This window comes from Klebsiella sp. K-3 (assembly GCF_051207495.1).
GTDB classification, from domain to species: Bacteria; Pseudomonadota; Gammaproteobacteria; order Enterobacterales; family Enterobacteriaceae; genus Klebsiella; species Klebsiella aerogenes.
Map to the genome: position 1 here is coordinate 518,989 of NZ_JBPNXF010000001.1, position 23,718 is coordinate 542,706.

Annotated in this window: 23 protein-coding genes; 6 read left to right on the forward strand and 17 right to left on the reverse strand. The window is 56.0% G+C overall.

Annotated features, from left to right (window positions below; genetic code table 11):
• Positions 1-9: 9 nt before the first annotated feature.
• Positions 10-420, forward strand: a complete 411-nt coding sequence (locus tag ACSEMK_RS02510; protein ID WP_087860031.1) for a YbhQ family protein — start codon at positions 10-12, stop codon at positions 418-420.
• Here ACSEMK_RS02510 and ACSEMK_RS02515 read toward each other — a convergent pair.
• From ACSEMK_RS02515 to cecR, 5 genes are all read right to left on the reverse strand, one after another.
• Complete coding sequence (locus tag ACSEMK_RS02515; protein WP_087860030.1) at positions 382-1,488, reverse strand: ABC transporter permease; 1,107 nt, start codon at positions 1,486-1,488, stop codon at positions 382-384. The two genes, ACSEMK_RS02510 and ACSEMK_RS02515, sit on opposite strands and share 39 nt — an antisense overlap.
• Before the next feature lie 89 nt (positions 1,489-1,577).
• Positions 1,578-2,711, reverse strand: a complete 1,134-nt coding sequence (locus ACSEMK_RS02520; protein ID WP_316424439.1) for an ABC transporter permease — start codon at positions 2,709-2,711, stop codon at positions 1,578-1,580.
• Complete coding sequence (locus tag ACSEMK_RS02525; protein ID WP_316424440.1) at positions 2,701-4,440, reverse strand: ATP-binding cassette domain-containing protein; 1,740 nt, start codon at positions 4,438-4,440, stop codon at positions 2,701-2,703. Before ACSEMK_RS02525 ends, ACSEMK_RS02520 begins: the two co-directional genes overlap by 11 nt.
• The gene (gene hlyD / locus ACSEMK_RS02530; protein ID WP_316424441.1) at positions 4,433-5,425 is read right to left on the reverse strand and encodes a secretion protein HlyD; all 993 of its coding nucleotides are present in this window, start codon (positions 5,423-5,425) and stop codon (positions 4,433-4,435) included. The genes ACSEMK_RS02525 and hlyD overlap by 8 nt, the downstream gene beginning before the upstream one ends.
• Complete coding sequence (cecR, locus tag ACSEMK_RS02535) at positions 5,422-6,099, reverse strand: transcriptional regulator CecR (RefSeq protein WP_213317771.1); 678 nt, start codon at positions 6,097-6,099, stop codon at positions 5,422-5,424. The genes hlyD and cecR overlap by 4 nt, the downstream gene beginning before the upstream one ends.
• 259 nt (positions 6,100-6,358) lie before the next feature.
• Between cecR and rhlE the strand changes: the two genes are divergently transcribed.
• The 3 genes from rhlE to ybiB all read left to right on the forward strand — a co-directional run bounded on the left by rhlE (position 6,359) and on the right by ybiB (position 11,061).
• Positions 6,359-7,702, forward strand: coding sequence for an ATP-dependent RNA helicase RhlE (gene rhlE, locus ACSEMK_RS02540; RefSeq protein ID WP_087860027.1), 1,344 nt, complete (start codon positions 6,359-6,361; stop codon positions 7,700-7,702).
• Between the two features lie 195 nt (positions 7,703-7,897).
• Positions 7,898-10,042, forward strand: coding sequence for an ATP-dependent DNA helicase DinG (dinG, locus tag ACSEMK_RS02545; RefSeq protein ID WP_430914951.1), 2,145 nt, complete (start codon positions 7,898-7,900; stop codon positions 10,040-10,042).
• 50 nt (positions 10,043-10,092) lie between these two features.
• Positions 10,093-11,061, forward strand: a complete 969-nt coding sequence (gene ybiB / locus ACSEMK_RS02550; RefSeq protein ID WP_337071944.1) for a DNA-binding protein YbiB — start codon at positions 10,093-10,095, stop codon at positions 11,059-11,061.
• A gap of 102 nt (positions 11,062-11,163) precedes the next feature.
• Here ybiB and ybiJ read toward each other — a convergent pair whose 3' ends face one another.
• The 4 genes from ybiJ to ACSEMK_RS02570 form a co-directional block, all read right to left on the reverse strand.
• The gene (ybiJ, locus tag ACSEMK_RS02555; RefSeq protein ID WP_045395040.1) at positions 11,164-11,424 is read right to left on the reverse strand and encodes a DUF1471 family protein YbiJ; all 261 of its coding nucleotides are present in this window, start codon (positions 11,422-11,424) and stop codon (positions 11,164-11,166) included.
• Positions 11,425-11,708: 284 nt separating this feature from the next.
• The gene (locus ACSEMK_RS02560; protein WP_045395039.1) at positions 11,709-11,975 is read right to left on the reverse strand and encodes a DksA/TraR family C4-type zinc finger protein; all 267 of its coding nucleotides are present in this window, start codon (positions 11,973-11,975) and stop codon (positions 11,709-11,711) included.
• A 119-nt stretch (positions 11,976-12,094) separates the two neighbouring features.
• Positions 12,095-12,358 (reverse strand): DUF1471 domain-containing protein, encoded by a 264-nt coding sequence (locus ACSEMK_RS02565; RefSeq protein ID WP_087860025.1) that lies wholly within the window; start codon positions 12,356-12,358, stop codon positions 12,095-12,097.
• Positions 12,359-12,516: 158 nt separating this feature from the next.
• A complete protein-coding gene (locus tag ACSEMK_RS02570) occupies positions 12,517-13,131 on the reverse strand; it encodes a flavin reductase family protein (protein ID WP_087860024.1) in 615 nt (204 codons plus the stop codon).
• Between the two features lie 97 nt (positions 13,132-13,228).
• On the opposite strand from ACSEMK_RS02570, the gene rlmF reads away from it, so the two are divergent.
• The gene (gene rlmF, locus ACSEMK_RS02575) at positions 13,229-14,143 is read left to right on the forward strand and encodes a 23S rRNA (adenine(1618)-N(6))-methyltransferase RlmF (protein ID WP_113373910.1); all 915 of its coding nucleotides are present in this window, start codon (positions 13,229-13,231) and stop codon (positions 14,141-14,143) included.
• Here rlmF and ybiO read toward each other — a convergent pair.
• The 6 genes from ybiO to rhtA all read right to left on the reverse strand — a co-directional run bounded on the left by ybiO (position 14,140) and on the right by rhtA (position 20,709).
• On the reverse strand, positions 14,140-16,338 hold the full coding sequence (ybiO, locus tag ACSEMK_RS02580; protein ID WP_411325790.1) for a mechanosensitive channel protein: 2,199 nt from the start codon (positions 16,336-16,338) through the stop codon (positions 14,140-14,142). The two genes, rlmF and ybiO, sit on opposite strands and share 4 nt — an antisense overlap.
• Positions 16,339-16,449: 111 nt before the next feature.
• On the reverse strand, positions 16,450-17,172 hold the full coding sequence (glnQ, locus tag ACSEMK_RS02585) for a glutamine ABC transporter ATP-binding protein GlnQ (RefSeq protein ID WP_015367582.1): 723 nt from the start codon (positions 17,170-17,172) through the stop codon (positions 16,450-16,452).
• Positions 17,169-17,828: a glutamine ABC transporter permease GlnP gene (glnP, locus tag ACSEMK_RS02590; RefSeq protein WP_045364618.1), complete on the reverse strand. Its 660-nt coding sequence runs from the start codon at positions 17,826-17,828 to the stop codon at positions 17,169-17,171. The genes glnQ and glnP overlap by 4 nt, the downstream gene beginning before the upstream one ends.
• A gap of 125 nt (positions 17,829-17,953) precedes the next feature.
• A complete protein-coding gene (gene glnH / locus ACSEMK_RS02595) occupies positions 17,954-18,700 on the reverse strand; it encodes a glutamine ABC transporter substrate-binding protein GlnH (RefSeq protein WP_015367580.1) in 747 nt (248 codons plus the stop codon).
• Between the two features lie 379 nt (positions 18,701-19,079).
• Positions 19,080-19,583 carry a DNA starvation/stationary phase protection protein Dps gene (gene dps / locus ACSEMK_RS02600; protein WP_015367579.1) on the reverse strand — a complete coding sequence of 168 codons (504 nt, stop codon included), beginning with the start codon at positions 19,581-19,583 and terminating at the stop codon, positions 19,080-19,082.
• A gap of 238 nt (positions 19,584-19,821) precedes the next feature.
• Complete coding sequence (rhtA, locus tag ACSEMK_RS02605) at positions 19,822-20,709, reverse strand: threonine/homoserine exporter RhtA (protein ID WP_045364611.1); 888 nt, start codon at positions 20,707-20,709, stop codon at positions 19,822-19,824.
• A 352-nt stretch (positions 20,710-21,061) separates the two neighbouring features.
• Here rhtA and ompX point away from each other — a divergent pair, with 352 nt between their 5' ends.
• Complete coding sequence (gene ompX, locus ACSEMK_RS02610) at positions 21,062-21,577, forward strand: outer membrane protein OmpX (protein ID WP_015367577.1); 516 nt, start codon at positions 21,062-21,064, stop codon at positions 21,575-21,577.
• Between the two features lie 69 nt (positions 21,578-21,646).
• Here ompX and ACSEMK_RS02615 read toward each other — a convergent pair whose 3' ends face one another.
• Both ACSEMK_RS02615 and mntS read right to left on the reverse strand, forming a co-directional pair.
• Positions 21,647-23,224, reverse strand: a complete 1,578-nt coding sequence (locus ACSEMK_RS02615) for a phosphoethanolamine transferase (RefSeq protein WP_087860020.1) — start codon at positions 23,222-23,224, stop codon at positions 21,647-21,649.
• A 268-nt stretch (positions 23,225-23,492) separates the two neighbouring features.
• The gene (gene mntS / locus ACSEMK_RS02620) at positions 23,493-23,618 is read right to left on the reverse strand and encodes a manganase accumulation protein MntS (RefSeq protein WP_015367575.1); all 126 of its coding nucleotides are present in this window, start codon (positions 23,616-23,618) and stop codon (positions 23,493-23,495) included.
• Between the last annotated feature and the right edge of the window lie 100 nt (positions 23,619-23,718).

The window sequence follows — 23,718 nt, forward strand, 5'->3', positions numbered from 1 at the left end:
AGAGAAGCCATGAAGTGGCAACAACGTGTACGCGTCGCAACGGGTCTTAGTTGCTGGCAGATTATGTTGCATCTACTGGTCGTGGCAGTACTGGTGATGGGTTGGATGAGCGGCGCGCTGGTGCGCGTCGGATTAGGGCTGTGCGTACTGTACGGCGTCACGCTGCTGGCGATGCTGTATTTGCAGCGTCACCATGAAGCGCGCTGGCGCGACGTGGGGGACTTCCTCGAGGAGCTCACCACAACCTGGTACTTCGGCGCCGCCATGATAGTGCTCTGGTTGTTGTCGCGCGTGTTGCACAACAACCTGCTGCTGGCCCTCGCCGGGCTGGTCATACTGGCAGGCCCGGCGGTGGTATCGCTGCTGGCGAAAGATAAAAAACTACGCAATCTTTCTTCGGAACATCGCATACGCCGCTGAGCCGGTAGTGGCCGCTATGACTAATAGCGGCCACAAACTTCCCCACACAATCTTCAGACTCGCATCCTTCAGATAAATTTGCTTGGTGATATCGGTAAAATGGCGGATAGGGTTTATCCAGGTGACGTCCTGTAGCCATTGCGGCATGTTTTCAACCGGTGAGACGTAGCCGGAAAGCAGAATCGCCGGCATCATAAAGACGAACACGCCGATAAATGCCTGCTGCTGGGTTGAACACAGCGAAGAAATCAATAAGCCAAAGCCCACCAGCGATAGACCGTAAATCAGCATGGTGAAATAGAACAGCAGCAGCGAGCCGGCAAATGGGATCTGATAGGCCCAGATGCCGATCGCCAGCACGATAGTCGCCTGCATCGTGGCGACAATCAGCGCCGGTACCGCTTTGCCAATGAAGATTTGCCAGGTGGCGAGCGGTGAGACCAGCAGCTGATCGAGGGTGCCCTGTTCGCGCTCGCGTGCCACCGACAACGACGTTACGATCATCACCCCGATGGTGGTGATCATGGCGATAAGCGACGGCACCACGAACCATTTATAATCGAGATTCGGGTTGTACCAGTTGCGCACCACCAGTTCGCTGTTGTTCGGTTTCGCTTTGTCCTGCAGCAGATCCTGCTGATAGTTTTTAACAATCTGCTGTAGATAGTTAGCGGCGATTTGCGCGCTGTTGGAGTTACGCCCGTCGAGCAGTAGCTGTAGCGGGGCGGTTTGGTAGTTGTCGAGATTACGCGAGAAATCCGCCGGGAAGCGCACCACGAGCAGGGCTTTTTGTTCATCGATGGTCGGCTGGATCGCCTGCGGGCTTTTCAGCAGCAGAACGTGAGTAAAGGCTTTGGCGCGGGCAAAGCGCTGGGTGAGCTCCACCGCGTGGCGGCCGCTATCTTCGTTATAGATAGCGATGGTAGCGTTGGTCACCTCAAGCGTGGCGGCAAAGGGAAACAACAGTACCTGAATCAGCACCGGCATGATTAAAATCATCCGCGTTTGCGGTTCACGCAGTAGCGACTGCAGCTCTTTGCGGATTAATGTCCATAAACGATGAAACATAGAACCTTCCTCATGTCGGACCCGGGCGACCGAAACTTACCGTAGGCCCGGTAAGCGTAGCGCCACCGGGCAAAATTCGAGCGCCAGGGTTAATCCAGACGCCGTTTGGTTTTAAGCCACGTCAGGCCGATAAACATCACCGCCGAAGCAATCAAAAACAGCACGTTCACCAGCAGTACCACCGGAATATTGCCCGCCAGAAACAGGCTTTGCAGGGTGTTGACGAAGTAACGCGCCGGGATCACGTAGGTCACCGCGCGGATCACCGCCGGCATACTGTCTATCTGGAAAATAAACCCGGACAACATAATTGACGGTAAAAAAGCGGCGTTCAGCGCGACCTGCGCGGCGTTAAACTGGTTGCGGGTAATGGTCGAGATCAGTAACCCCATTCCCAGCGTACTGAGCAAAAACAGGCTGGTGATGACAAACAGAATCAGCAGCGAGCCGCGATAGGGCACGCCGAGAATAAATACCGATACCAGCATACACAGCAACATCGCCAGCATGCCGAGGAAATAGTAGGGAATTATCTTGCACAGCAGCAGTTCGGCACGGGTGATTTCAGTGGATAGCAGCGCTTCCATGGTGCCGCGTTCCCATTCACGCGCTACCACCAGAGAGGTCAATATCGCCCCGACCACGGTCATGATGATGGTAATTGCGCCGGGGATAATAAAGTGCTGACTGATGGCCGCCGGGTTAAACCAGTAGCGCATCTGCACGTCAATAAGTGGTTCAAAGGTCTCACCGCGGTCTTCCGCCCGCTGCTGTTGCCAGATCTGCCAGATACCTTCGACGTAGCCCTGCGCGAAGTTAGCGGTATTCGGCTCGCTACCGTCGGTAATTAATTGAATCGGCGCATTGGCGCCGGCGCGGGCCATCTGGCGGTCAAAGTCGACGGGAATGACGACCATCGCGCGAATGAGCCCGGCCTGCATCAGCTCAATCAACTGCTGGCGATTATCGCTGACGGTGGCGTCGATATAGGGCGAGCCGGTCATGGTATGGACGAAATCCAGCGCTTCTTCGCTCTGCTGTTCCAGCAATACGCCGACTCTCAGTTTGCTGGAGTCGAGGTTTATGCCGTAGCCGAAGATAAACAGCAGGAGCAGGGGGATCACCACCGCAATCAGCCAACTACTGGGATCGCGGACGATCTGTCGGGTCTCTTTGACACACAGCGCGCGAACCCGTCGCCAGGAAAGAATGCTATTGCTCATGACCGTTTTCCTTGTCCCATTGGTTAATCAGGGTAATAAACGCCTGTTCCATAGTGGGATCCGCCTGACTGTCATTCGCCGCCTGCGCCTTCAGCGCGTCCGGCGTGCCGCTGGCGATAAGCTTGCCGTGGTAGACCAGCCCGATGCGGTCGCAATATTCCGCCTCATCCATAAAGTGGGTAGTCACCATCACCGTGACCCCTTTATCGACCATGCTGTTGATATGCAGCCAGAATTCGCGGCGAGTAAGCGGGTCGACGCCGGAGGTGGGTTCATCGAGGAACAGAATGTCGGGTTCATGCATCAGCGAGCAGGCCAACGCCAGCCGCTGCTTGTAGCCGAGCGGTAGCTCGTCGGCGGCATGGCCGGCGATACTTTTCAGGCCAAAGGCATCGCTCATCCGCGCGATTTTTTCATTTTGCGCCCGGCCGCGTAGGCCGTAAACGCCGGAGAAAAAACGCAGGTTCTGCTCGACGCTGAGGTTGCCGTACAGCGAGAATTTTTGCGCCATATAGCCCAGATGCTGGCGCGCTTTACCGGAGCTAACCTTGAGATCCATCCCCAGCACCAGCGCTTTTCCGTCGGTCGGCACCAGCAGGCCGCACATCATTTTGAAGGTCGTGGATTTGCCGGCGCCGTTGGGGCCGAGCAGGCCGAAAATCTCACCGCGCTTAACCTGGAAATCGACGTGGTCGGTGGCGGCGAAATCACCAAACTTTTTCGTTAACGACCGTGCTTCAATGACCGTTTCGTCTTTGCTGCCGTCAACGTGATGAATAATCTCGCCTAACGGCGACTCGGCGGTTCCGGCGCCGCCTAACAGGTCGATAAAGGCGTCTTCAAAACGCGGCGCGGTTTCGGCCACCTGTAGCGGCGGCATGTCGTCATGTTGCTTAACCTCAGCAATGCGGGCTTCCTTTTTCAGGATCAAACGCACCGATTTGCCCTGAATCACGCCATCGCTAATTTGCGGCAGTTTTAGCGCCCGCTGCAGCAGGCGGCGGTTGTTTTCCAGCGGGCTGGAGACCAGAAAGCTGCGCCCGGCCATGGTTTGCGTCAGCGCCTTCGGTTCACCCTGGTAAAGCAATTTACCTTCGTTCATCAGCAGCACATCCCGGCACTGCTCGGCTTCATCGAGATAAGAGGTGCTCCACAAAATTAGCATACCGTCGCCGGCCAGTTCGTGCACCATCTGCCACAGCTCGCGGCGCGAAATAGGGTCGACCCCGACGCCGGGCTCATCTAACAACAGTACTTTAGGATCGCCCACCAGCGTACAGGCGAGCCCCAGCTTTTGTTTCATGCCGCCGGAGAGTTTGCCGGCTAATCGCCCGGTGAAAGGGCCAAGAGAAGTGAATTCCAGCAGGCGCTCGAATATTTTCTTCCGCGCCTCGCCGGTGACGCTGCGCAGATCGGCGTACAGATTCAGGTTTTCCATCACCGTCAGATCTTCATACAGGCCAAATTTCTGCGGCATATAGCCGAGCGCCGCGTGCAGCGCGCTGTCGTCCTTGAGCGGATCGAAGCCGATTACGCTGGCGCTGCCCTCATCGGGCTTAAGTAAACCGGCCAGCATTCGCATCAGGGTGGTTTTCCCAGCGCCATCGGGGCCGACGAGCCCTGTGACGTAGCCTGAGTGAATCGTACAGTTCAGCGGCGCGACCGCCGGCCTATCCATGCCGGGAAAACGGCGGGTCAGGCCGTTAACGGTAATGACGTCCTTACTCATGCCCGTTTCCGTTGCTGAATGAGACAGTCACCGGCATGCCCTGACGCAGGGCGCCGTCGGCGTCGTTCACCACGATGCGTAGACGGTAGACGAGATCGGTACGCAAATCCGGTGTTTCCACGGTCTTCGGCGTGAATTCGGCGCTGGGGGAGACAAAGCCGATTTTACCATGATAGGGCTTGTTCGGCCGGCTATCGGTATACAGCAGTACTTCGCGCCCCGGCTGCGCCTGGCCGAGATTTTTCTCGTCAACGTAGGCGCGTACCCAAACCGGACGGGTTAATGACAGCGTCAGCACCGTGCCGCCGGCGTTTAACATGGTGCCGGGTTCGACGGCGCGGGTCATCAGGGTACCGTCGGAAGGCGCGGTCAGCACGGTATCATGCAGGTCCAGTTTGGCCTGCGCCAGGGCCGCCTGCGTCTGTTCAAGGCTGGCTTTGGCCTGGGCAATTTCCTGCGGGCGGTTACCGGCGCGATATTGACGCAGCTTATCCTGCGCTGACTTTAAGGTCGCCTGCGCCTGATCGCGTGAAGAACGGGCGTTTTCGAGGTCGTTGGCGGAAATCGCGCTGCTGGCGCGCAGACCGAGCTGCCGTTGATAAAAATTCTGCGCGTAGACCCACGCGGCCTGCGCTTGATTAACCGCGGCCGCCGCCTGCGCAATCTCTTCGGCACGATAACCCGCCATCATCAAATCGTACTGCGCCTGGGCGGTAGAGACGTTGGCCTGCGCTTGCTGCAGCGCGTTTTCATACGGCGCGCGGTCCAGTTCGCCGAGGGTTTGCCCGCGGCGAATTTCATCGCCTTCATCGACGTTCAGGGCTGCCAGCCGTCCGCCGACGCGGAAGCTCATATTCACAGTACGAATATCGACATTGCCGTAGAGAGTGAGATCTTTCGCTTGGCTGCTTTGATACCACCACCAGCCGCCGCCGATCGCGGCGAGCACGATGACGACCAGTAGAACGACGACGGGTTTTTTCATGATCCCAGGCTCCTTTGCGCTAACCCTTGCAGAATGAAATCGATATGACAGGTAATCACCTGAAAAATTTGTTCAGCCTTTTGTTGATCGAACTGCGCCCAGCCGGTACGCAGTAAAATGGTTTCCCGCCCGAGCCGGAAGGCCAGTACCTCGCCAAGCAGGGCGTGGGTGTGCAGAATCATCTGCGTATCATTGGCATCGCGCCCGGTCCAGGCGGCGATAAGCCGGGTCAAATAGCTATGTAGCGGGGCGATAACCTGCTGGTGAATAAGCTGGTAAGCCGCGGTTGGCGAGAGCTGCTCGCGAGAGATAAATTTGCTGAGGTTGACCGTATCGTCCTGGGTTAGCAGCAGACTCATATCGCGACAGCTGCGCAGAATCAATTCCCGCAGCGCCGGTTTGTCTGGCTTCGTCTGGGCGAGCAGGGCTTCGGCCGCTTCGGCATGCGGGCGGAAATTCTCGCCGATACAGTCGGCGATCCACTGCGCGCAGGCGAGATACAGGTCGTCTTTCGAACCGAAATAATAGGTGATGGCGGCGATATTTTGCCCGGCCTGCGCGGCGATATCGCGGGTCGTCGCATGGAGGCCATACTCGCCGAATTGCGCGATAGCGGCGGCGATAAGCTGGTTTTTGGCTTGTTCGCCTTTACTGGTCACGGAAGTATTATTCATCGCGCCTAAAAAAATTAATCAATCGATTGATTAAGAATAGGGGCGATTCGCTGAACTGTCCACAATGGTGAATACTAAAAGTGACCCGGCGCAAGCGAGCATTATTTTGCTGGTAATTCCTGCGGGGATATTTTATGCGGTTCGTCACAAAATCTGCTAGACTGCGCCCCTTCATGGCATTGTGGTTTTTGCCATCTCTATCGCAATAATCTCCCTGAAAACTACGCCCTTAAACGGGCCGGGGCGGTTCGGAGTTGTTATGTCTTTTGATTCCCTTGGCCTGAATCCCGATATCCTGCGCGCCGTCGCCGAGCAGGGTTACGTTGAGCCGACCCCTATCCAGCAGCAGGCGATCCCGGCAGTACTGCAGGGCCGCGATCTGATGGCCAGCGCCCAGACCGGGACCGGCAAAACCGCCGGTTTTACGCTGCCGCTGCTGCAGCGCCTGACCCAGGAGCAGCCGCACGCGAAGGGGCGCCGTCCGGTGCGCGCCCTGATCCTGACGCCGACCCGCGAACTGGCGGCGCAGGTGGGCGAGAACGTCCGCGACTACAGCAAATATCTGAATATCCGCTCGCTGGTGGTCTTCGGCGGCGTGAGCATCAACCCGCAGATGATGAAACTGCGCGGCGGCGTCGATATCCTCGTCGCCACCCCGGGCCGTCTGCTGGACCTTGAACATCAGAACGCGGTCAGCCTGGATAAAGTTGAAGTGCTGGTACTGGATGAAGCCGACCGCATGCTGGATATGGGCTTTATCCACGACATTCGCCGCGTGCTGGCTAAACTGCCGCCGCGTCGTCAAAACCTGCTGTTCTCCGCTACCTTCTCCGACGAAATCAAAGCGCTGGCGGAAAAACTGCTGCATAACCCGCTGGAAGTCGAAGTGGCGCGCCGCAACACCGCCTCTGAGCAGATCACCCAGCACGTCCACTTTGTGGATAAGAAACGTAAGCGTGAACTGCTCTCGCAACTGATTGGCGAAGGCAACTGGCAGCAGGTGCTGGTCTTTACCCGCACCAAGCACGGCGCCAACCATCTGGCGGAGCAGCTGAATAAAGACGGTATCCGTAGCGCCGCCATCCACGGCAATAAGAGCCAGGGCGCGCGTACCCGTGCGCTGGCTGACTTTAAATCCGGCGGCATTCGTGTGCTGGTCGCCACCGACATCGCCGCGCGCGGGCTCGACATCGAAGAGCTGCCGCACGTGGTTAACTATGAGTTGCCGAACGTGCCGGAAGATTACGTGCACCGTATTGGCCGTACCGGCCGCGCGGCGGCGACCGGCGAAGCGCTGTCGCTGGTCTGCGTGGACGAGCATAAGCTGCTGCGTGATATCGAACGCCTGCTGAAAAAAGAGATCCCGCGTATTGCTATTGCCGGTTACGAGCCGGATCCGTCGATTAAAGCGGAGCCGATTCAAAACGGTCGTCAGCAGCGTGGCGGCGGCGGTGGTCGCGGTCAGGGGCAAGGACGCGGTGGTCAGAGCCAGGGCCGTAGCCAGCAGGCGCCGCGTCGTCAGGATGGCGAAGCGCCGAAAGCGCGTACCCAGGACGGTAAACCACCGCGTCGTCGTCGCCCACGTAAACCTGCCGGCGAATAAGACGCTGTTGCCTGGGACGATAAAGCGCTCAGGCATCATCACGGCTCGTTTGTCCGCATGCGCGGCGGCGGGCCGTTTCTTTGCCGTTCATTGCGTTTTTTATCGAGCGCGATTCCACCCTCTACAGAAAGCAATACCTCCTGGCCGGCAAAAATGGCACAATAGTGGCTGTTTATACAGTATTCAGGTTTTCTCATGGCTTTGACCGCTGCGCTTAAAGCGCAAATCGCCGCCTGGTATAAGGCGCTTCAGGAACAGATCCCGGACTTTATCCCCCGAGCCCCGCAGCGGCAGATGATCGCCGATGTGGCGAAAACGCTCGCCGGGGAAGAGGGACGGCATCTGGCTATCGAAGCGCCGACCGGCGTCGGCAAAACGCTGTCATATCTGATCCCCGGCATCGCCATCGCCCGTGAGGAACAAAAAACGCTGGTGGTCAGTACCGCCAACGTCGCGCTGCAGGATCAAATCTACAGTAAAGACCTGCCGTTGCTGCGCAAGATTATTCCCGACCTGCGCTTTACCGCCGCCTTTGGTCGCGGCCGCTATGTTTGCCCGCGTAATCTGGCGGCGCTGGCCAGCACCGAGGCGACGCAGCAGGACCTGCTGGCGTTCCTTGATGACGATCTGACGCCAAAAAACCAGGCCGAACAAAAGCTGTGCGCGACGCTGAAAACCGATCTCGACGGCTATAAATGGGACGGCCTGCGCGACCATACCGATAAGCCCATTGACGACGCCCTGTGGGGGCGGCTAAGCACCGATAAAGCCAGCTGTCTTAACCGCAACTGCCACTACTACCGTGAATGCCCGTTTTTCGTGGCCCGGCGCGAAATTCAGGAAGCGGAAGTGGTGGTGGCCAACCATGCGTTGGTGATGGCGGCGATGGAGAGCGAAGCGGTGCTGCCGGAGCCGAAAAACCTGCTGCTGGTGCTTGATGAAGGCCACCATCTGCCGGACGTCGCCCGCGACGCCTTAGAGATGAGCGCGGAAATAACCGCGCCCTGGTACCGGCTGCAGCTGGATCTGTTCAGCAAGCTGGTGGCGACCTGCATGGAGCAGTTCCGTCCGAAGACCACACCGCCGTTGGCCAATCCGGAACGGTTGAACGAACACTGCGAAGAGCTGTATGAGCTTATCGCCTCGCTCAATAATATTCTCAATCTCTATATGCCTGCCGCTCAGGAGGCGGAGCATCGCTTCCCAATGGGCGAACTGCCGCAGGAAGTGATGGAGATTTGCCAGCGGCTGGCCAAGCTCACCGAAATGCTGCGCGGGTTGGCGGAGCTGTTTCTCAACGATCTCAGCGAAAAGACCGGCAGCCACGACGTGGTGCGTCTGCATCGTATCCTGCTGCAGATGAACCGGGCCCTTGGCATGTTCGAAAGCCAGAGCAAGCTGTGGCGGCTGGCCTCAATGGCGCAGTCTTCCGGCGCGCCGGTGACCAAGTGGGCCACCCGTGAGATTCGCGATGGCCAGATCCATGTCTGGTTCCACTGCGTCGGGATCCGCGTCAGCGATCAGCTTGAACGCCTGCTATGGCGCAGCGTGCCGCATATTGTCGTCACCTCGGCGACCCTGCGTTCGTTGAATAGCTTTTCGCGACTGCAGGAGATGAGCGGTCTGAAGGAAAAAGCGGGCGATCGTTTCGTGGCGCTGGACTCGCCGTTCAATCACGTCGAGCAGGGAAAAATTATTATTCCGCAGATGCGCTATGAGCCGCTTATTGATAACGAAGAGCAGCACATCGCCGAAATGGCGGTTTTTTTCCGTGAACAGGTCGAGAGCAAAAAGCATCTTGGTATGCTGGTGCTGTTCGCCAGCGGGCGTGCCATGAATCGCTTTCTGGAACATGTTACCGATCTGCGCCTGATGCTGCTGGTGCAGGGTGACCAGCCGCGCTATCGGCTGGTCGAGCTGCATCGTAAACGCGTTGAAGGTGGGGAGCGCAGCGTACTGGTTGGCCTGCAATCTTTTGCCGAAGGGCTGGATTTAAAAGGCGAGCTGTTAAGCCAGGTACATATCCATAAAATCGCCTTCCCGCCGATCGACAGCCCGGTGGTGATCACCGAAGGCGAGTGGTTGAAAAGCCTCAACCGCTATCCCTTTGAGGTGCAAAGCCTGCCGAGCGCTTCATTCAACCTGATTCAACAGGTCGGGCGCCTGATACGTAGCCATCAGTGCTGGGGCGAAGTCATTATTTACGATAAGCGTCTGCTGACTAAAAATTACGGCGCGCGATTGTTAAATGCGTTACCGGTATTTCCCATAGAGCAGCCGGGCGTTCCCGAGGTTATAGTAAAAAGCAAAGCAAAACAGACGCGTCGCCGACGCCGCTAAGCGCATAAGCGGTGCGGTCGGCGGAGCCTACCGCTGGAGGGAGCAAGTTGATGGATTACACCAAAATCATCAAAGAAGTCGGGCGCGGCAAAAATCACGCTCGCGACCTGGATTTAGTCACGGCCCGTGCGCTGTATACGCGGATGTTAAACGGCGAAGTGGACGATCTGGAACTGGGCGCTATTCTCATTGCGCTGCGCATCAAGGGCGAAGGCGAAGCCGAAATGCAGGGCTTCTATGAGGCGATGCAGCTACAGACCATCCGCCTGACGCCGCCGGTAGCGAAACCGATGCCAATTGTTATCCCCAGCTATAACGGCGCGCGCAAACAGGCCAACCTGACGCCGCTGCTGGCGGTACTGCTGCATAAACTTGGTTTCCCGGTGGTGGTTCACGGCGTCAGCCACGATCCAACCCGTGTCCTGACCGAGACCATATTTGCGCTGATGGGGATCCCGGCCACCACCCACGCGGGTCAGGCCCAGGCGCGTCTCGACAGCCATGAGCCGGTCTATATCCCGGTCGGCGCGCTGTGCCCGCCGCTGGAAAAGCAGTTGGCATTGCGTTGGCGGATGGGGGTGCGCAACAGCGCCCATACCCTGGCCAAGCTGGCGACGCCGTTCGCTGAAGATGCCGCGCTGCGTCTGTCGAGCGTCTCGCATCCGGAATACGTCGATAAGGTCGCGAAGTTCTTTACTGAAATCGGCGGTCGCGCGCTATTGATGCACGGTACCGAAGGTGAGGTTTACGCCAATCCGCAGCGTTGTCCACAAATCAATCTCATTGATGCGGCGGGGACGCGAGCGCTGCATGAGCGAGCCGATGAAAGCCAGCAGGACAAGGTGGCGCTGCCGGAATCTAAAGATCCCGAAGTTACCGCGCGCTGGATTGAGCGCTGCGTGAGCGGTAGCGAGCCGGTTCCGCAGTCGCTGAAAATTCAGCTTGCCTGCTGCCTGGTCGCCACCGGTCAGGCGAGTTCGCTCGCCAATGGCCTGGCGCAGGTTGCCGAACGCTGGTAAACGGACAAAAAAAAGCCCGTCCGGTGGCTCGGACGGGCAAACAAGGGTATTTAAAAGGTCTTTTCAGGGTTAATTCAGTGGCATTTCAGAGTGTTGCTGCGATTATTTGTAGATAACCGCGGTACCGCTAACTTTGTTGTTGGTGTTAGCGGAGGTGATGCTGTAGCCGGTTGCGCCAGCGGCATCTGCTTTAGCAGCCAGTTTGGCTTCCAGGCCATCCAGAGTCGTTGCGCCTTCAGCGGAAACGACGCCGATTTTATTCATGCTTTCTGCCTGTGCGGAGGTCACCGGCTGAGCGGCGAATGCGCCGAAAGACAGAGCGGAAAGGGCGATAGCAGCGGCAGCGTATTTGATGTTTTTCATAATTAATCTCTCGCAGTGTGTTCTGTAGGGGGACGATGTTCTGTCGATGTGATGAGTATCACGTTTTTTGCCGCGAGATAAAATCGAAGGAAATTCACAGTCTTAATCGAATTTTTTGAATGATTAATAATTTATTGATTATTAATAAATTATTTTCCGCTATTGCTACGGTCGAGGGACAAACTAGTTGCCATGGCAACTAAAGGCACATTTTGCTACTTTTTTCGCCAAAAAACGTGCGTGAAAAGATAGCGCAATCAGCGGTAATGAACGGTAAAGGAAGGTCAGCGCAGCTGGCTATCTTTGGAGCCGCGGCGATTATATCCTGAATATGTATTGTTATGTAAATCTTTATCCTGCTGGCACTTCACGCAGTATTTAACCCCGGGCAGCGCCTTGCGCCGCGCCTCCGGAATAGGCTCGCCGCATTCTTCACAAAATTTGTTGCTCTCGCCGCCAGGAAGCTCGCTACGGGCGCGGGCGACAGCATCGTTTACCGTGCTGTCAATTTGATCCTGGACGGCCCCATCGTTTGCCCAACCTGATGCCATGATGCGCTCCTCGTGTTTGCAATCTATAAACAGTATAGAAAATATGGGGGCGAAAAATGAGCAGCCAAGTCCCGGCAGCCGGGATTTCCGCCTGCGTATTCCCGGCGAGAGCGGAAGAATTATTTATAAATAATCGCCGTGCCGGCTAATTTATTGCCGCCGCCGGCGGCGTTAATTCGCCAGGCAATCGCCCCCTGCTGGTGGGCTTTTTGCGCCAGTTGCGCTTGTAAGTCGTCGAGGGTGCTGGCGCCGGAGGCGGAAACGGAGCCGGACGGGCGCAGCGGACCAACGGCCACCGGAGCGGTTTCAGCGGTGTTGGCCAAAGTGAATGAGGAGAGAAGGGCGAGCGCGATAAAAGCGGGTACGAACAGAAAGGTTCTCATGGCTATATCCTCATTAACAGCATGGGACATACCATAAGTTTAGGTCGTGATGCGCAGAACCACCGGATAAATAAGCGTGGGCAAACAACCACTTTACGCGCTTAATGCCGCCCGGGCATTCGCCCGCTGCGACATGCGTTAGCCTTATTACGTGAAAGTTAACGAGCGTCCGGGCGGATCATATCGAAGCGCTGGCTTTCATCAATGCTGTAGTAGGCCGTCGGCCCGCCGGCGCGTAAAATCGGCTGCGCTTTCGCGGTTTGATAGATCCCGTCTTCCAGCAGCGACTCATCAATATGTACGGCGACCACTTCGCCGAGCACCAGCCAGCTATCAATGGCTTCGCCGCTGGCGCGCGTCAACTGAATACACTGCGTCAGGCGGCATTCGAAGTGGACCGGGCTTTCCGCCACGCGCGGAGCGCGGACGATCCGGCTCGGCGCGGCGGTCAATCCGGCGCGCAGGAATTCATCTTCATGACGCGGAATAGAGGCGGAGGTTTCATTCATCGCTTCGGCGAGTGGCCGGGTAGCCAGATTCCAGACAAACTCTTTTGTTTCAACAATGTTCTGCACGCTGTCTTTCCAGCCGCCGCTGGCGAAACCGATGATCGGTGGCCGATAGTTAAAGCAGTTGAAGAAGCTGTAGGGGGCGAGATTGCGTTGCCCTGCGTTATCGAGCGATGCGATCCAGCCGATGGGGCGCGGCCCGACGATAGCATTCAGCGGGTCGTGCGGCAGGCCGTGGCCTTCGGCAGGTTGATAGAAGTACATAGAGCACCAGAAAACGAAATAAGAAGATATCCAGACTCCCTTATTTACCGCGCCGCCGTCAACGGGTATCTTACGCGGCTGTTGAAAGGAGATTGCCATGAAAGCCGAAAAACCGGGGTTGCACCCGCGTAACCGTCATCACCAACGCTATGATTTGCCAGCGCTGTGCCAGACTCATCCCGAGCTGCAAAGCTACATCACCCTGAATCCGGTCGGTGAGCAAACCATTGATTTTGCTAACCCACTGGCGGTGAAGGCGCTGAATAAGGCGCTGCTGGCGCACTTTTACGCGGTAAAACACTGGGATATTCCTGACGGCTTCTTGTGCCCGCCAGTGCCGGGACGCGCGGACTACATCCACCATCTGGCCGACCTGCTGGCGCAGGATAGCGGCGAGATCCCGAAAAATGCCAGCATTCTCGATATCGGTACCGGCGCGAACTGCATCTATCCGCTGATTGGCGCGCATGAATACGGCTGGCGCTTCACCGGTAGCGAAGTCAACCCGCAAGCCTTTGCCAGCGCCCAGGCGATTATCAACGGCAACCCAGGGCTGACGCGGCAAATTCGTCTGCGTCGCCAGAAAGAGGGCCAGGCAATCTTTACCGGGATCATTCATAAGAATGAAACCTATGATGCGACTCTCTGCAACCCGCCGTTCCACGATTCCGCCGCCAGCGCGCGTGCCGGCGGCGAGCGTAAACGCCGTAATCTGGGGCTCGGTGAAGACAGCGTACTGAACTTCGGCGGCCAGCAGCAGGAACTGTGGTGTGAAGGCGGCGAAGTGGCCTTTATTTCGCAAATGATCCGCGAAAGCCAGCAGTTCGGCCGTCAGGTTAAATGGTTTACCTCGCTGGTTTCCCGCGGCGATAATTTGCCGCCGCTGTATCGCCTGCTGACCGAAGTCGGCGCGGTGAAAGTGGTGAAAAAAGAGATGGCGCAGGGGCAGAAACAGAGCCGCTTTATCGCCTGGAGCTTTATGGACGACGCAAAGCGCCGTCGTCCATTTTAAGTCTCCGCCGCCGGGTTTGCGTTGCCCGGCGGCGGCAATACTTGCCAGGTTTGTACCGGCGCGCGCACGCCGGCGCGGTCGAAATGCTGCTTCACCTGGGTATCGAGGGCAAAGCGTACCGTCCACTGCTTCAGAGGTAGCGTCGTAAAGCTGACGCGTAAGGTAAACGCGGTATTGCTAAGCCCCACCAGCCCGGCGAACGAGGGTTCGCCAATAATCAGCCCGCGGATCTCCTCCTGCGCCATCAGATCGTCTACCGCCGCCTTCAGCGCCTGATTGGCTTTATCCAGGTCCTCCTGCCTGTCGACATCATAGTTGGCGACCACCGAACCGATCCCGCGCACAAAGTTGGCGAAGGTGGTTATCGAAGACCAGGGAATAATATGGTACGCCCCGGTATCCTGGCGCACGCCCACCGAGCGGATCGACATCCGTTCCACCGTGCCGGTTAATGGCCCGATGGTCACCAGATCGCCGGTGTTCATCCCGTTTTCAAACTGGATAAAGATGCCGGTAATAATATCTTTAACCAGCGTTTGGGCGCCGAAAGAGATAGCCAACCCTAATGCCCCGGCGCCCGCCAGCAGCGGCGCGATGTTCACCCCCACTTCCGACAATAAGATCATTATCGTAATGGTGGTAATGACCACCGCCAGCGCGTTGCGAAACAGCGTCAGCAGCGTTCTGGCGCGAGCGCTGGGCAGCGGGCGTCCATGAATGTCCGATGACAGGCGGTTCTCAATCAGGCTTGCCAGTAGGGTCCAGCCGACGGCGGAGAAGAACAGGATTAGCGCGATACGAATCAGGACATCCACCGTTTTTTGCCCGGCATCATTGTGTAGCCATTGCTGAAAATCAAACAGTCCCCAGGCGCTCAGCAACAGCATCACCGCCACGCATACCGTCAGGATCCGCGCGGCTTTCAGCGAGGCGGAGATCCAGCCGTTGAGCCGTTTTTGCAGCTCCGGATAGTGGCGTTGCGTTTCTGGCGACAGGGTGATGGTTTTGGCTATCCAGCGTGACAAAATACCGGATACCAGCGCCGCGGCGCCGACGATAGCCAGGCTACGCAGCGTCGCGCCCATCATAAATTTGAGGCTGTTGCCGGGGTCAAAGAGCGAAAAGAAGAACAGCACGATAAAGTAGGCACAGGCCAGCCAGTGCCAGATCAGCGCGAAAGCGCGAATAAACAGGCTGAAGAAAGGCAGCGAGCGGTCGGCAAGATGGATAAGCCCCTGGGTGATGGCGCGTTTGTTGTGGAAAATCAGATACAACGCCCACACCGTAATGCACAACATTATGATGACGTTGGCCAGGGCGCCAATTTGCACGTTAACCTGGTTGGAGATAATCGGCACCGCCACGATCAGCCCGTAACCAATCAGGCTACTCAGGGCGCTGAGGCGTAAGTTCCAGTAGATTGCGTGTTCGTCGCTGATATTGAAGGGGCGTAAATCGGCAATCCGCGGGCAAAAAATCACTCGCAGAATGGCTTTAAAAAACTCGATCAGCGCGAAGGCGTTAAGAAACAGGCTTTGTTGGAAAGCAATGGTGCGGTTGCCGCCGTTTAAACGATCGCTTAACAGCTGGCCGATAAACAGCGTTAGCGCCAGCAGCAGCAGGTCAATGATAAAAGCGCCAGCAATGGTTGCCGGTAACTGAAGCCAGTTATTGCGCTCACGGTTTTTGTGCCTTCCCCAATGGCCCATTTTGCGGTACAGCGGCAGCGCCGCCAGGCGTACTAACCACCAGAAGGCAAATACCAGCCCGGCCAGCAGCAGGAAGTCGCCAGCGGCATTGCGAAAAGCATCGGCATGGAAAGGCTTATGCGGCGAGCCGGTGATATTGCGCCATAGCTGCGAAAACCGCGACGACAGGCGCTCGCTATACTGACGGCTAACTTCCGTCACGCTTTCCAGAACGGTTTGCTCATCTTTGACTTCTGGCGGGGTCAGCGTGGGGGCGGTGGCAGGCGGCTGGGTGGCGGCGGCTTTGCGCAGCTCATCGATTAACTCCTGCCGCGAGTCCGGATTATCCAGCACGTCAGCCAATGCCGCCCAGGCGGCTTTTTTCTGTTCAAGGTCAGGCTCGCTGGCTGTGCTTTTGTCGGTTGTCGCCGCCGGTATGCCGGGCAATGACGCCGCCGACAGTGGAGAAATCCACAGCGCAGCGAGCAACAGTAGGATCCACGGCATGGGCGCCTCCATTGCATCTCAAACTGCTAAGTATAGAAGGGGTCACACGAGGAGGAGCGGTGGGATGAATCTGGAAAGCGGCTCTCCCTTTGCCGGGGAGAGCCGGGCGCATCAGGCTACGTGCTGTAAAAACTCGCGCAGACGCGGGCTTGGCGGGTTCTTCACCAGAACCTGCGGGTCGCCATCTTCGGCGATGCGGCCTTTATCGATGAAGATCAGCCGTGACGCCACTTTTTCAGCAAAGCCGATTTCGTGGGTTACGATGACCATCGTCATACCTTCCTCGGCCAGGTCCTGCATGACTTTCAGCACTTCATGGCGCAGTTCCGGGTCAAGTGCCGAAGTCGGCTCATCAAACAGCATCATTTTCGGTTTCACCGCCAGCGCGCGGGCAATGGCGACGCGCTGCTGCTGGCCGCCGGAGAGTTCGGATGGATAGTGGTGTGCGCGTTCCGCGAGACCCACTTTCGCCAGCAGCTCTTTCGCCAGCGTTTCTGCCGCCGCCTTCGACGCGCCGCGCACGCGCTGCGGGCCGAACATCACGTTCTCCAGCGCCGTCAGGTGCGGGAACAGATAGAACTGCTGGAATACCATTCCGGCTTCCTGGCGAATTAAGCGCTCGTCAACTTTCGGGTCGTTCACCTTCAGGCCATCGACGATAAGATCGCCGCTGGTGATCTCTTCCAGTTTGTTGATGCAGCGTAGCAGCGTAGATTTACCGGAGCCGGATGGCCCGATGATCACGACCACTTCGCCTTTGTTGATCTTCAGATCGATATCGTGCAGCACTTTAGTCGGGCCAAAGTGTTTGGAAACGTTTTTAAATTCAATCACAGGATTTTCATCCTTCTTTCAAGACGACGCAGAATGAAGCTCAACACCAGGGTGATGATCAGATAAATGACCGCAACGGCGCTCCAGATTTCCAGCGCGCGGAAGTTACCGGCAATAATTTCCTGGCCCTGGCGGGTCAGCTCGGCGACGCCGATGACGATAAACAGCGACGTATCTTTGATACTGATAATCCATTGGTTACCGAGCGGCGGCAGCATACGGCGCAGCGCCAGCGGCAGGATCACGTGGCGGATGGTCTCGCGGCGGGAGAGCCCCAGCGCCAGACCCGCTTCGCGGAAGCCTTTGTGGATGGACAGCACCGCGCCGCGGGTGATTTCCGCGATATAGGCGCCGGAGTTGATCATGATGGTCACCACCGCGGCGGTGAATGGGTCGATGCGTAAGTCGCTAAACGCCATCGGCAGCGCGAAGTAGATGAACATCACCTGCACCACAATTGGCGTGCCGCGGATGATTTCAATAAATACCAGCGCGACGTGGTTGGCTATCCAGCCGCCGAAACAGCGGGCGAAACCGGCCACCAGACCGATTATAAGGCCGCCAACCAGGCCGAGGACCGAAATCCACAGCGTCATTTTGGCGCCTTCCAGCAAAATAGGAATGGCGGGCCAGATGGCACTCCAGTCAAACTGCATAATGTGTTCCTGTTACTGTTACCGTGTCGAAAGCAGAGAAAGCCTCTGCGAATACGGCGCCGGGGAAAGAGACCCTGGCGCCGTGGAGCCCGCGGCGGATTGGCCGCGGGAAGTCGTCCTGATTATTATTTTGGTTCAGTACCGAACCATTTTTTATAAATTTCGTTGTAGGTGCCGTTTTCACGCAGCGTTTTCAGCGCGCCGTTCACTTTTTCGCGCAGTTCGTCGCTGCCTTTCGGGAAAGCGATACCATAGCTTTGCGCTTCCAGCGATTCGCCTACCGCTTTGAACTTGCCCTGACCGGCAGTTTTAATGAAGTACAGGATGTTTGGCGTGTCGTGCAGTACCGCGTCAGCGCGGCCGGTGCCCAGTTCCATATAAGCGTTGTCAATGTTCGGGAACTGGCGCAGATCTTTGGTTTTGATGTTGGCTTTCGCATAATCAACGGAGCCGGTGCCGCTCTTCACGGCGACCACTTTGCCGTTCAGGTCTTTCACGTCTTTGATGTCATTGTTTTTCGCGTTCACCATCACCAGCAGGCCGCTTTTGTAGTAGCCATCGGAGAAGTCGATCGCTTTTTTACGCTCGTCGGTGATGGTGATCCCCGCCAGCGCCAGATCGATGTTTTTGGTCTGCAGCGCGGGAATGATGCCGCTGAAGTCCATAGGTTTCAGGGTGTAGTCCAGTTTCAGCTCTTTGGCGACCGCGGCCCACAGGTCAATATCGAAGCCGACGTATTTATCACCTTGCTTAAATTCAAACGGAACAAACGCCGTATCGGTGGCGACTACCAGTTTTTTATCTGCGGCGTGAGACGAAACCGCAAAAGCCAGGGTCAGTGCAGCCAGTGACACTTTTAATACAGACTTCATAGTATTTCCTTTTTTATCCACGGGACGAGCCCCTGCGAGAACGTGTAGCCTAATGAAAAAATCGTGCCAGTTTTACAAGCCATTGTTTTTCAACAGGAGCTCTCATATCGCTTGCACAATTTCGGTTATCCAATACGGTAAATGCACCGTGATGGGGCGTCATTTTGGTGCAATATAAACGTAGCGAATAACCAGAGCATTTTTAACGCAAACCCTGATGGGAAAACAATCTTGCTGTAACGATTGTGTGAGGTGATTATTACAATTGTTTTACTTTAGTACGTATTGTGTACAAGGTGGTGCACCAAAAGAGGGCGAGTTAAGCGGTTGTAGGGGGGGATGGAAATAGCCGCCAGCGGGCGCTGACGGCGACGGACGTTTATTCGATATTCGCTTCGATGAACCACAGGAATTTATCCAGGTCGCGGGAAGCCGCGGTAAAGATATCGGCGGTGTCTTCATCTTTCGCTTCGCTGATAGCTTTACGCACATCATTGGCCACGATGGCATAACGGTCGGCCAGCTCTTTCAGATGTTCCTGAACGGTGTGAATATCCAGGGGGTAGCTTTTCAGCGGGCTTTTGCTGTTGATGACCTGAGTGGTGCCCAGTGCGACGCCGCCCAGTTGAACGGCACGTTCAGCCATCGTATCAAGGTGATCGGTGAGCGCAGTGCGGAAACCATCCAGCATTTCATGAACGGCGATAAAGTTGGCACCGCGCATATTCCAGTGGGCCTGTTTGGTAATCAGCGACAGGTCGATGAACTGGATCACCTGGCGATTCAGCAGCTCAACGGTAGCTTTTTTCTCGTTGTCTGCGACATCGTTACGGGTATAGAGCAGGTTAGACGCTTTAGTTTTAACCAGTTTTGCGGTACTCATAGTTTCATATCCTCTTGATATTGATACTCGTCATACTTCAAATTTGAATTATGTAGAGCGTTTGTCCCAAATGACTTCGGGACTAATTATAGCAAGGGATATCGGGTATGAGGCATCGGCTGTCCATATCAGTCCGATAGCGCTAAGTTGTTGGCTATTTAAAAAGTTTTGTTAAATCATACAATTAGAAGTAAGTGACTGGCTCGCTAAGACCGCGAGCCAGTGTGGTAACAAAATCTTAATTTATATCGACTTTCTCAATTTTGCTTTGCCGCTGCATGGTCAGCGTCGACCCCATTGAGGCGATGATAATCGCCCCTAGCGCCAGAGTTTGCGTCAGCGTCAGCGTCTCGCCGAGGAACACCATTCCTGAGAGCGCTGCCAGCGCCGGCTCCATGCTCATCAGCGTGCCGAAGGTGCGGGTGGGCATCCGCGTCAGGGCAATCATTTCCAGCGAGTAGGGCAGCGCGGTAGAGAGAATGGCGATGCCAAGCCCCAGCGGCAGCAGCGACCATTGCAGCAGCGTATCGCTGGCCTGGACGATGCCGATGGGCACAAAAATCACCGCCGCGATGAGCGAGCCCATGGCCACCGTCGCCGGGCCATGTTCTTCACCCGCGCGCTGGCCGGTAAGAATATAGACCGCCCAGAATGCGCCGGCGCCGAGCGCGAACAGCGCGCCGACTAAATCCACTTCCCCTACGTTTTGCCCAAGCGGCAGCAGGAACCACAGCCCGAGCACCGCCAGCGCCACCCAGACGAAATCAAGCGGACGGCGTGAACCGAAGAGCGCCACCGCCAGCGGCCCGGTGAACTCCAGCGCGACCGCGACGCCAAGCGGGATCCGCTGCAGCGATAAATAGAAGAGATAGTTCATCGCCCCTAACGCTACGCCGTAAAAGAACAGCGGCAGCCGCTGCTGCGGGGCAAAGCGCAGTCGCCACGGCTTAAAAATAACGACTAAAATTAAAGTGCCGAGCGTCAGGCGCAGAGCGGTGACGCCCGGTGCGCCAATCAACGGGAAGAGCGATTTCGCCAGCGATGCGCCGCTCTGAATGGAGACCATGGCGATCAAAATAACCAGTATCGGCAACCACGCCGGAACTTTACGGGACGAGCCGGGCATCCTTTCTCCTGTCAGGGTTTGTCAAAAGAGGTAAAGGTTCCAGTGTACTGGAATAACCGCTTAACGGTTTAGCGATTGTTGAAAAAAGAGGGTGGAAAAACAGTACAATGGCGTAAAATGCGTAGGGGAATGCCTTCGCGACTAAGAATAATCTGGATGCGCAGCGCTTACGGCTGGTAAACGTTAAGCACTTTTTGCGCGAAAAGTGTTTGATTTCCAGATTGTTACGAAATCGTGGAAACTTTTGCTTACATGAAAAAGTATGTTAGACAATGTAAAGTCAAAAGAGTTTCCCAAAAGTTTTTGATATATTTAAGACTTAGGACTTATTAGAAACACATTTGAGGTGGTTATGAATAAAATTGCACGTCTTTCAGCACTGGCCGTTGTTCTGGCTGCATCCGTAGGTACTACTGCTTTCGCTGCAACTTCTACCGTTACCGGTGGTTACGCTCAGAGCGACATGCAGGGTAAAGCTAACAAAGCAGGCGGTTTCAACCTTAAGTACCGTTACGAGCAAGATAACAACCCGCTGGGCGTTATCGGTTCCTTCACCTACACCGAAAAAGACAACACCAGCAACGGTACTTACAACAAAGGTCAGTACTACGGCATCACCGCTGGTCCGGCTTACCGTCTGAACGACTGGGCGAGCATCTACGGCGTAATCGGTGTTGGCTACGGTAAGTTCCAGAACAACAACTTCCCGAACCAGAAATCCGACATGAGCGACTACGGTTTCTCTTACGGCGCTGGTATGCAGTTCAACCCGATCGAAAACGTTGCCCTGGACTTCTCCTACGAGCAGTCTCGCATTCGTAACGTTGACGTCGGCACCTGGATTGCTGGCGTAGGTTACCGCTTCTAATCACTTCGGTGATATAAAAAATCCGCCTCAAGGGGCGGATTTTTTTTGCTTGTGATTCGGCGATACCGTTTAGTTGACGGTAAACTCGTCGCTGCCCAGATGGTTGTAGTCCACTTTCTGTAACTGGAAATTGGTGATATACACCGGTCCGGCTTTCTGTTCCGAGATAAAGCGGTAGCGCGGGGTAATTTCCTGCGCGCTAATCCCGGTCCACTGCGAGAAGAAGCTGAGGAAATCATTCGCCGAGCGGCGGGCTTTAATCATCTTATGCGCTTTATCGTCGCTGGAGAGCACCATAAACGGTACCTGGAAGTTCTGTTGATATTTGTCATCATGGGCGAGATACTGCACTGCTTTACCGCGTTCTTTAAACGCCAGACCGTGGTCGGAAAAATAGGTGAGCGAGAAAGAGCTGCCGGAATTCTGTAGCTGGCCGTAGAGCTTTGCCAACAGCGCGTCGGTTTGCGTCACGCTGTAGAGATAGCACGAGGTCTCCTTTGACTGCACAAAGGTGGTGTACTTGCCTTTTGTGCGGTCACAGGCCTGCGGGTGCGAGCCCATAATATGTAATACGATCAGCTGCGGCTGGCTGCGCTCGACTGATAAGACCTGCTCGGTCAGTTTCAGCAGTTGTTCATCCTGAGTATTTTTATTGGCTTCAAAATCTCCGTTTTTCAGGAACTGCACTTCATCGGCGCGTTTGGCGATGCTGGCGATGGCGGTATCGTATTCACCAATTTGTCCCTGATTGGAGAACCACCAGGTCTGGAAGCCTGCGCGGTTGGCGAGGGTGACGAAGTTATCCTGATACTGGGGTTTGCCGTCAACCACCCGGTTGAGGGTCAGGCCCAGCGACTTCTGCGTGGAGCCGCTGGCGGCCACGTAGTTTTTAAACAGATAGCCGTTAACCGAGCTGGCGAACGGCGTGTTGTCCCAGTGGCCGCCGAAAGCGCCAAGGGCATCGCGGCGCGCGCTTTCGCCAATCACCACAACATAGAGATGGTACTTAGGCTTCACCGCCAGCACGTGCCAGCTATCTTTCATGTTCGCTAACTGCGCCATCCGCGCCTGTTCATCCAGCACTTCATTGTTATTAACGATCACGTCTTTTACGAAGCGCACGGCGGGATAACCGCTATCAATGACTTTAAAGACGCCGCCCCAGGCCAGATTCTGCACTGGCTGTAGAAAGAAGATACCGATGCTAAACAGCAGCCCCAGATATTCCACTTTGCCAAGGCGCGTGGGCGGCTGCGGTTTCCGCCGTATGGCAATGACGCCGAGGGCGAAGATAAATACCGCCAGCAAATAGTTGTACCACGGAAAAATAGTGAGTATTTCCGTCGATTCTTCAACGTTGGTCGCGTGCAGCGCCAGTAGCGTATTGAAGTTCGGCGCGCCGTAAGCCTGGCCGAAGGGATAGTACATTGCGGCCAGCAGGGAATAGAGGCCAACAACGCCTTTTTGTACCCGCGGGAAGGTGCGCCACAGCAGATGGAGTACGCAGGTAAACGCAACGGTATAGAGCAAGCTAAATTCATACCCAAGCGCCAGATTAATCAACAGCGACTGTAAAAAGTAGAATCCTGTCCACGGGTTCAGGGCCAGCCTGCGGGCGGCCAGCGTTTCTTTCAGAGTGACATTCATAATTCGTAATCAACAAGACGCCATGTTCGTCCCCTGGCATCAAGGGGGTAAAACCTGCTGGACAGTGCGTGAAGAGGGTCTCTGCGAGCCGCAGTAGTGGCAGGGCTGACAAACGATAGGGCCTGCGAATGGTAAGGTCAACTGTTCATAACAGATTGTTTTGCGAGAAAGCTTACAAAACTTGAAAAAAGCGCTGAAAGGCGAGGAAACCGGGTAGGTTAACGGGGAAAAATGACAAAAAAATGAAGCGGCGTACCGCGACGCCGCGTTAGTGGTTAGGTTTATCCTGCTGCGGTTTGCCGTTGATCATGTCGCACAGCATGCCGATCAGCATTAAGCGTACTTTAAAGGGTGAATGGCTAAACACGTTTAAGCACCTCTTGAATTCGTTCATGGTTATTCCTCCTGCGTTTTCGCGCCGTCAAATCCGTGATGGCTGTTTGCATTACATACAGATATAGCACAGGCTATATTTTATAGCTATGGCTAAAATG

What these genes read in the sequence shown, in the direction of transcription:
- ACSEMK_RS02560 (WP_045395039.1), bottom strand. Translation starts at nt 11,975, where the DNA reads ATGGCATCAGGTTGGGCAAACGATGGGGCCGTCCAGGATCAAATTGAC.
- cecR (WP_213317771.1), bottom strand. Translation starts at nt 6,099, where the DNA reads ATGAATAATACTTCCGTGACCAGTAAAGGCGAACAAGCCAAAAACCAG.
- ACSEMK_RS02565 (WP_087860025.1), bottom strand. Translation starts at nt 12,358, where the DNA reads ATGAGAACCTTTCTGTTCGTACCCGCTTTTATCGCGCTCGCCCTTCTC.
- ybiJ (WP_045395040.1), bottom strand. Translation starts at nt 11,424, where the DNA reads ATGAAAAACATCAAATACGCTGCCGCTGCTATCGCCCTTTCCGCTCTG.
- ACSEMK_RS02510 (WP_087860031.1), top strand. Translation starts at nt 10, where the DNA reads ATGAAGTGGCAACAACGTGTACGCGTCGCAACGGGTCTTAGTTGCTGG.
- ACSEMK_RS02570 (WP_087860024.1), bottom strand. Translation starts at nt 13,131, where the DNA reads ATGTACTTCTATCAACCTGCCGAAGGCCACGGCCTGCCGCACGACCCG.
- glnP (WP_045364618.1), bottom strand. Translation starts at nt 17,828, where the DNA reads ATGCAGTTTGACTGGAGTGCCATCTGGCCCGCCATTCCTATTTTGCTG.
- rhtA (WP_045364611.1), bottom strand. Translation starts at nt 20,709, where the DNA reads ATGCCCGGCTCGTCCCGTAAAGTTCCGGCGTGGTTGCCGATACTGGTT.
- ACSEMK_RS02520 (WP_316424439.1), bottom strand. Translation starts at nt 2,711, where the DNA reads ATGAGCAATAGCATTCTTTCCTGGCGACGGGTTCGCGCGCTGTGTGTC.
- ACSEMK_RS02515 (WP_087860030.1), bottom strand. Translation starts at nt 1,488, where the DNA reads ATGTTTCATCGTTTATGGACATTAATCCGCAAAGAGCTGCAGTCGCTA.
- dinG (WP_430914951.1), top strand. Translation starts at nt 7,898, where the DNA reads ATGGCTTTGACCGCTGCGCTTAAAGCGCAAATCGCCGCCTGGTATAAG.
- ompX (WP_015367577.1), top strand. Translation starts at nt 21,062, where the DNA reads ATGAATAAAATTGCACGTCTTTCAGCACTGGCCGTTGTTCTGGCTGCA.
- ybiB (WP_337071944.1), top strand. Translation starts at nt 10,093, where the DNA reads ATGGATTACACCAAAATCATCAAAGAAGTCGGGCGCGGCAAAAATCAC.
- glnH (WP_015367580.1), bottom strand. Translation starts at nt 18,700, where the DNA reads ATGAAGTCTGTATTAAAAGTGTCACTGGCTGCACTGACCCTGGCTTTT.
- rhlE (WP_087860027.1), top strand. Translation starts at nt 6,359, where the DNA reads ATGTCTTTTGATTCCCTTGGCCTGAATCCCGATATCCTGCGCGCCGTC.
- hlyD (WP_316424441.1), bottom strand. Translation starts at nt 5,425, where the DNA reads ATGAAAAAACCCGTCGTCGTTCTACTGGTCGTCATCGTGCTCGCCGCG.
- ACSEMK_RS02525 (WP_316424440.1), bottom strand. Translation starts at nt 4,440, where the DNA reads ATGAGTAAGGACGTCATTACCGTTAACGGCCTGACCCGCCGTTTTCCC.
- rlmF (WP_113373910.1), top strand. Translation starts at nt 13,229, where the DNA reads ATGAAAGCCGAAAAACCGGGGTTGCACCCGCGTAACCGTCATCACCAA.
- dps (WP_015367579.1), bottom strand. Translation starts at nt 19,583, where the DNA reads ATGAGTACCGCAAAACTGGTTAAAACTAAAGCGTCTAACCTGCTCTAT.
- ybiO (WP_411325790.1), bottom strand. Translation starts at nt 16,338, where the DNA reads ATGCCGTGGATCCTACTGTTGCTCGCTGCGCTGTGGATTTCTCCACTG.
- ACSEMK_RS02615 (WP_087860020.1), bottom strand. Translation starts at nt 23,224, where the DNA reads ATGAATGTCACTCTGAAAGAAACGCTGGCCGCCCGCAGGCTGGCCCTG.
- mntS (WP_015367575.1), bottom strand. Translation starts at nt 23,618, where the DNA reads ATGAACGAATTCAAGAGGTGCTTAAACGTGTTTAGCCATTCACCCTTT.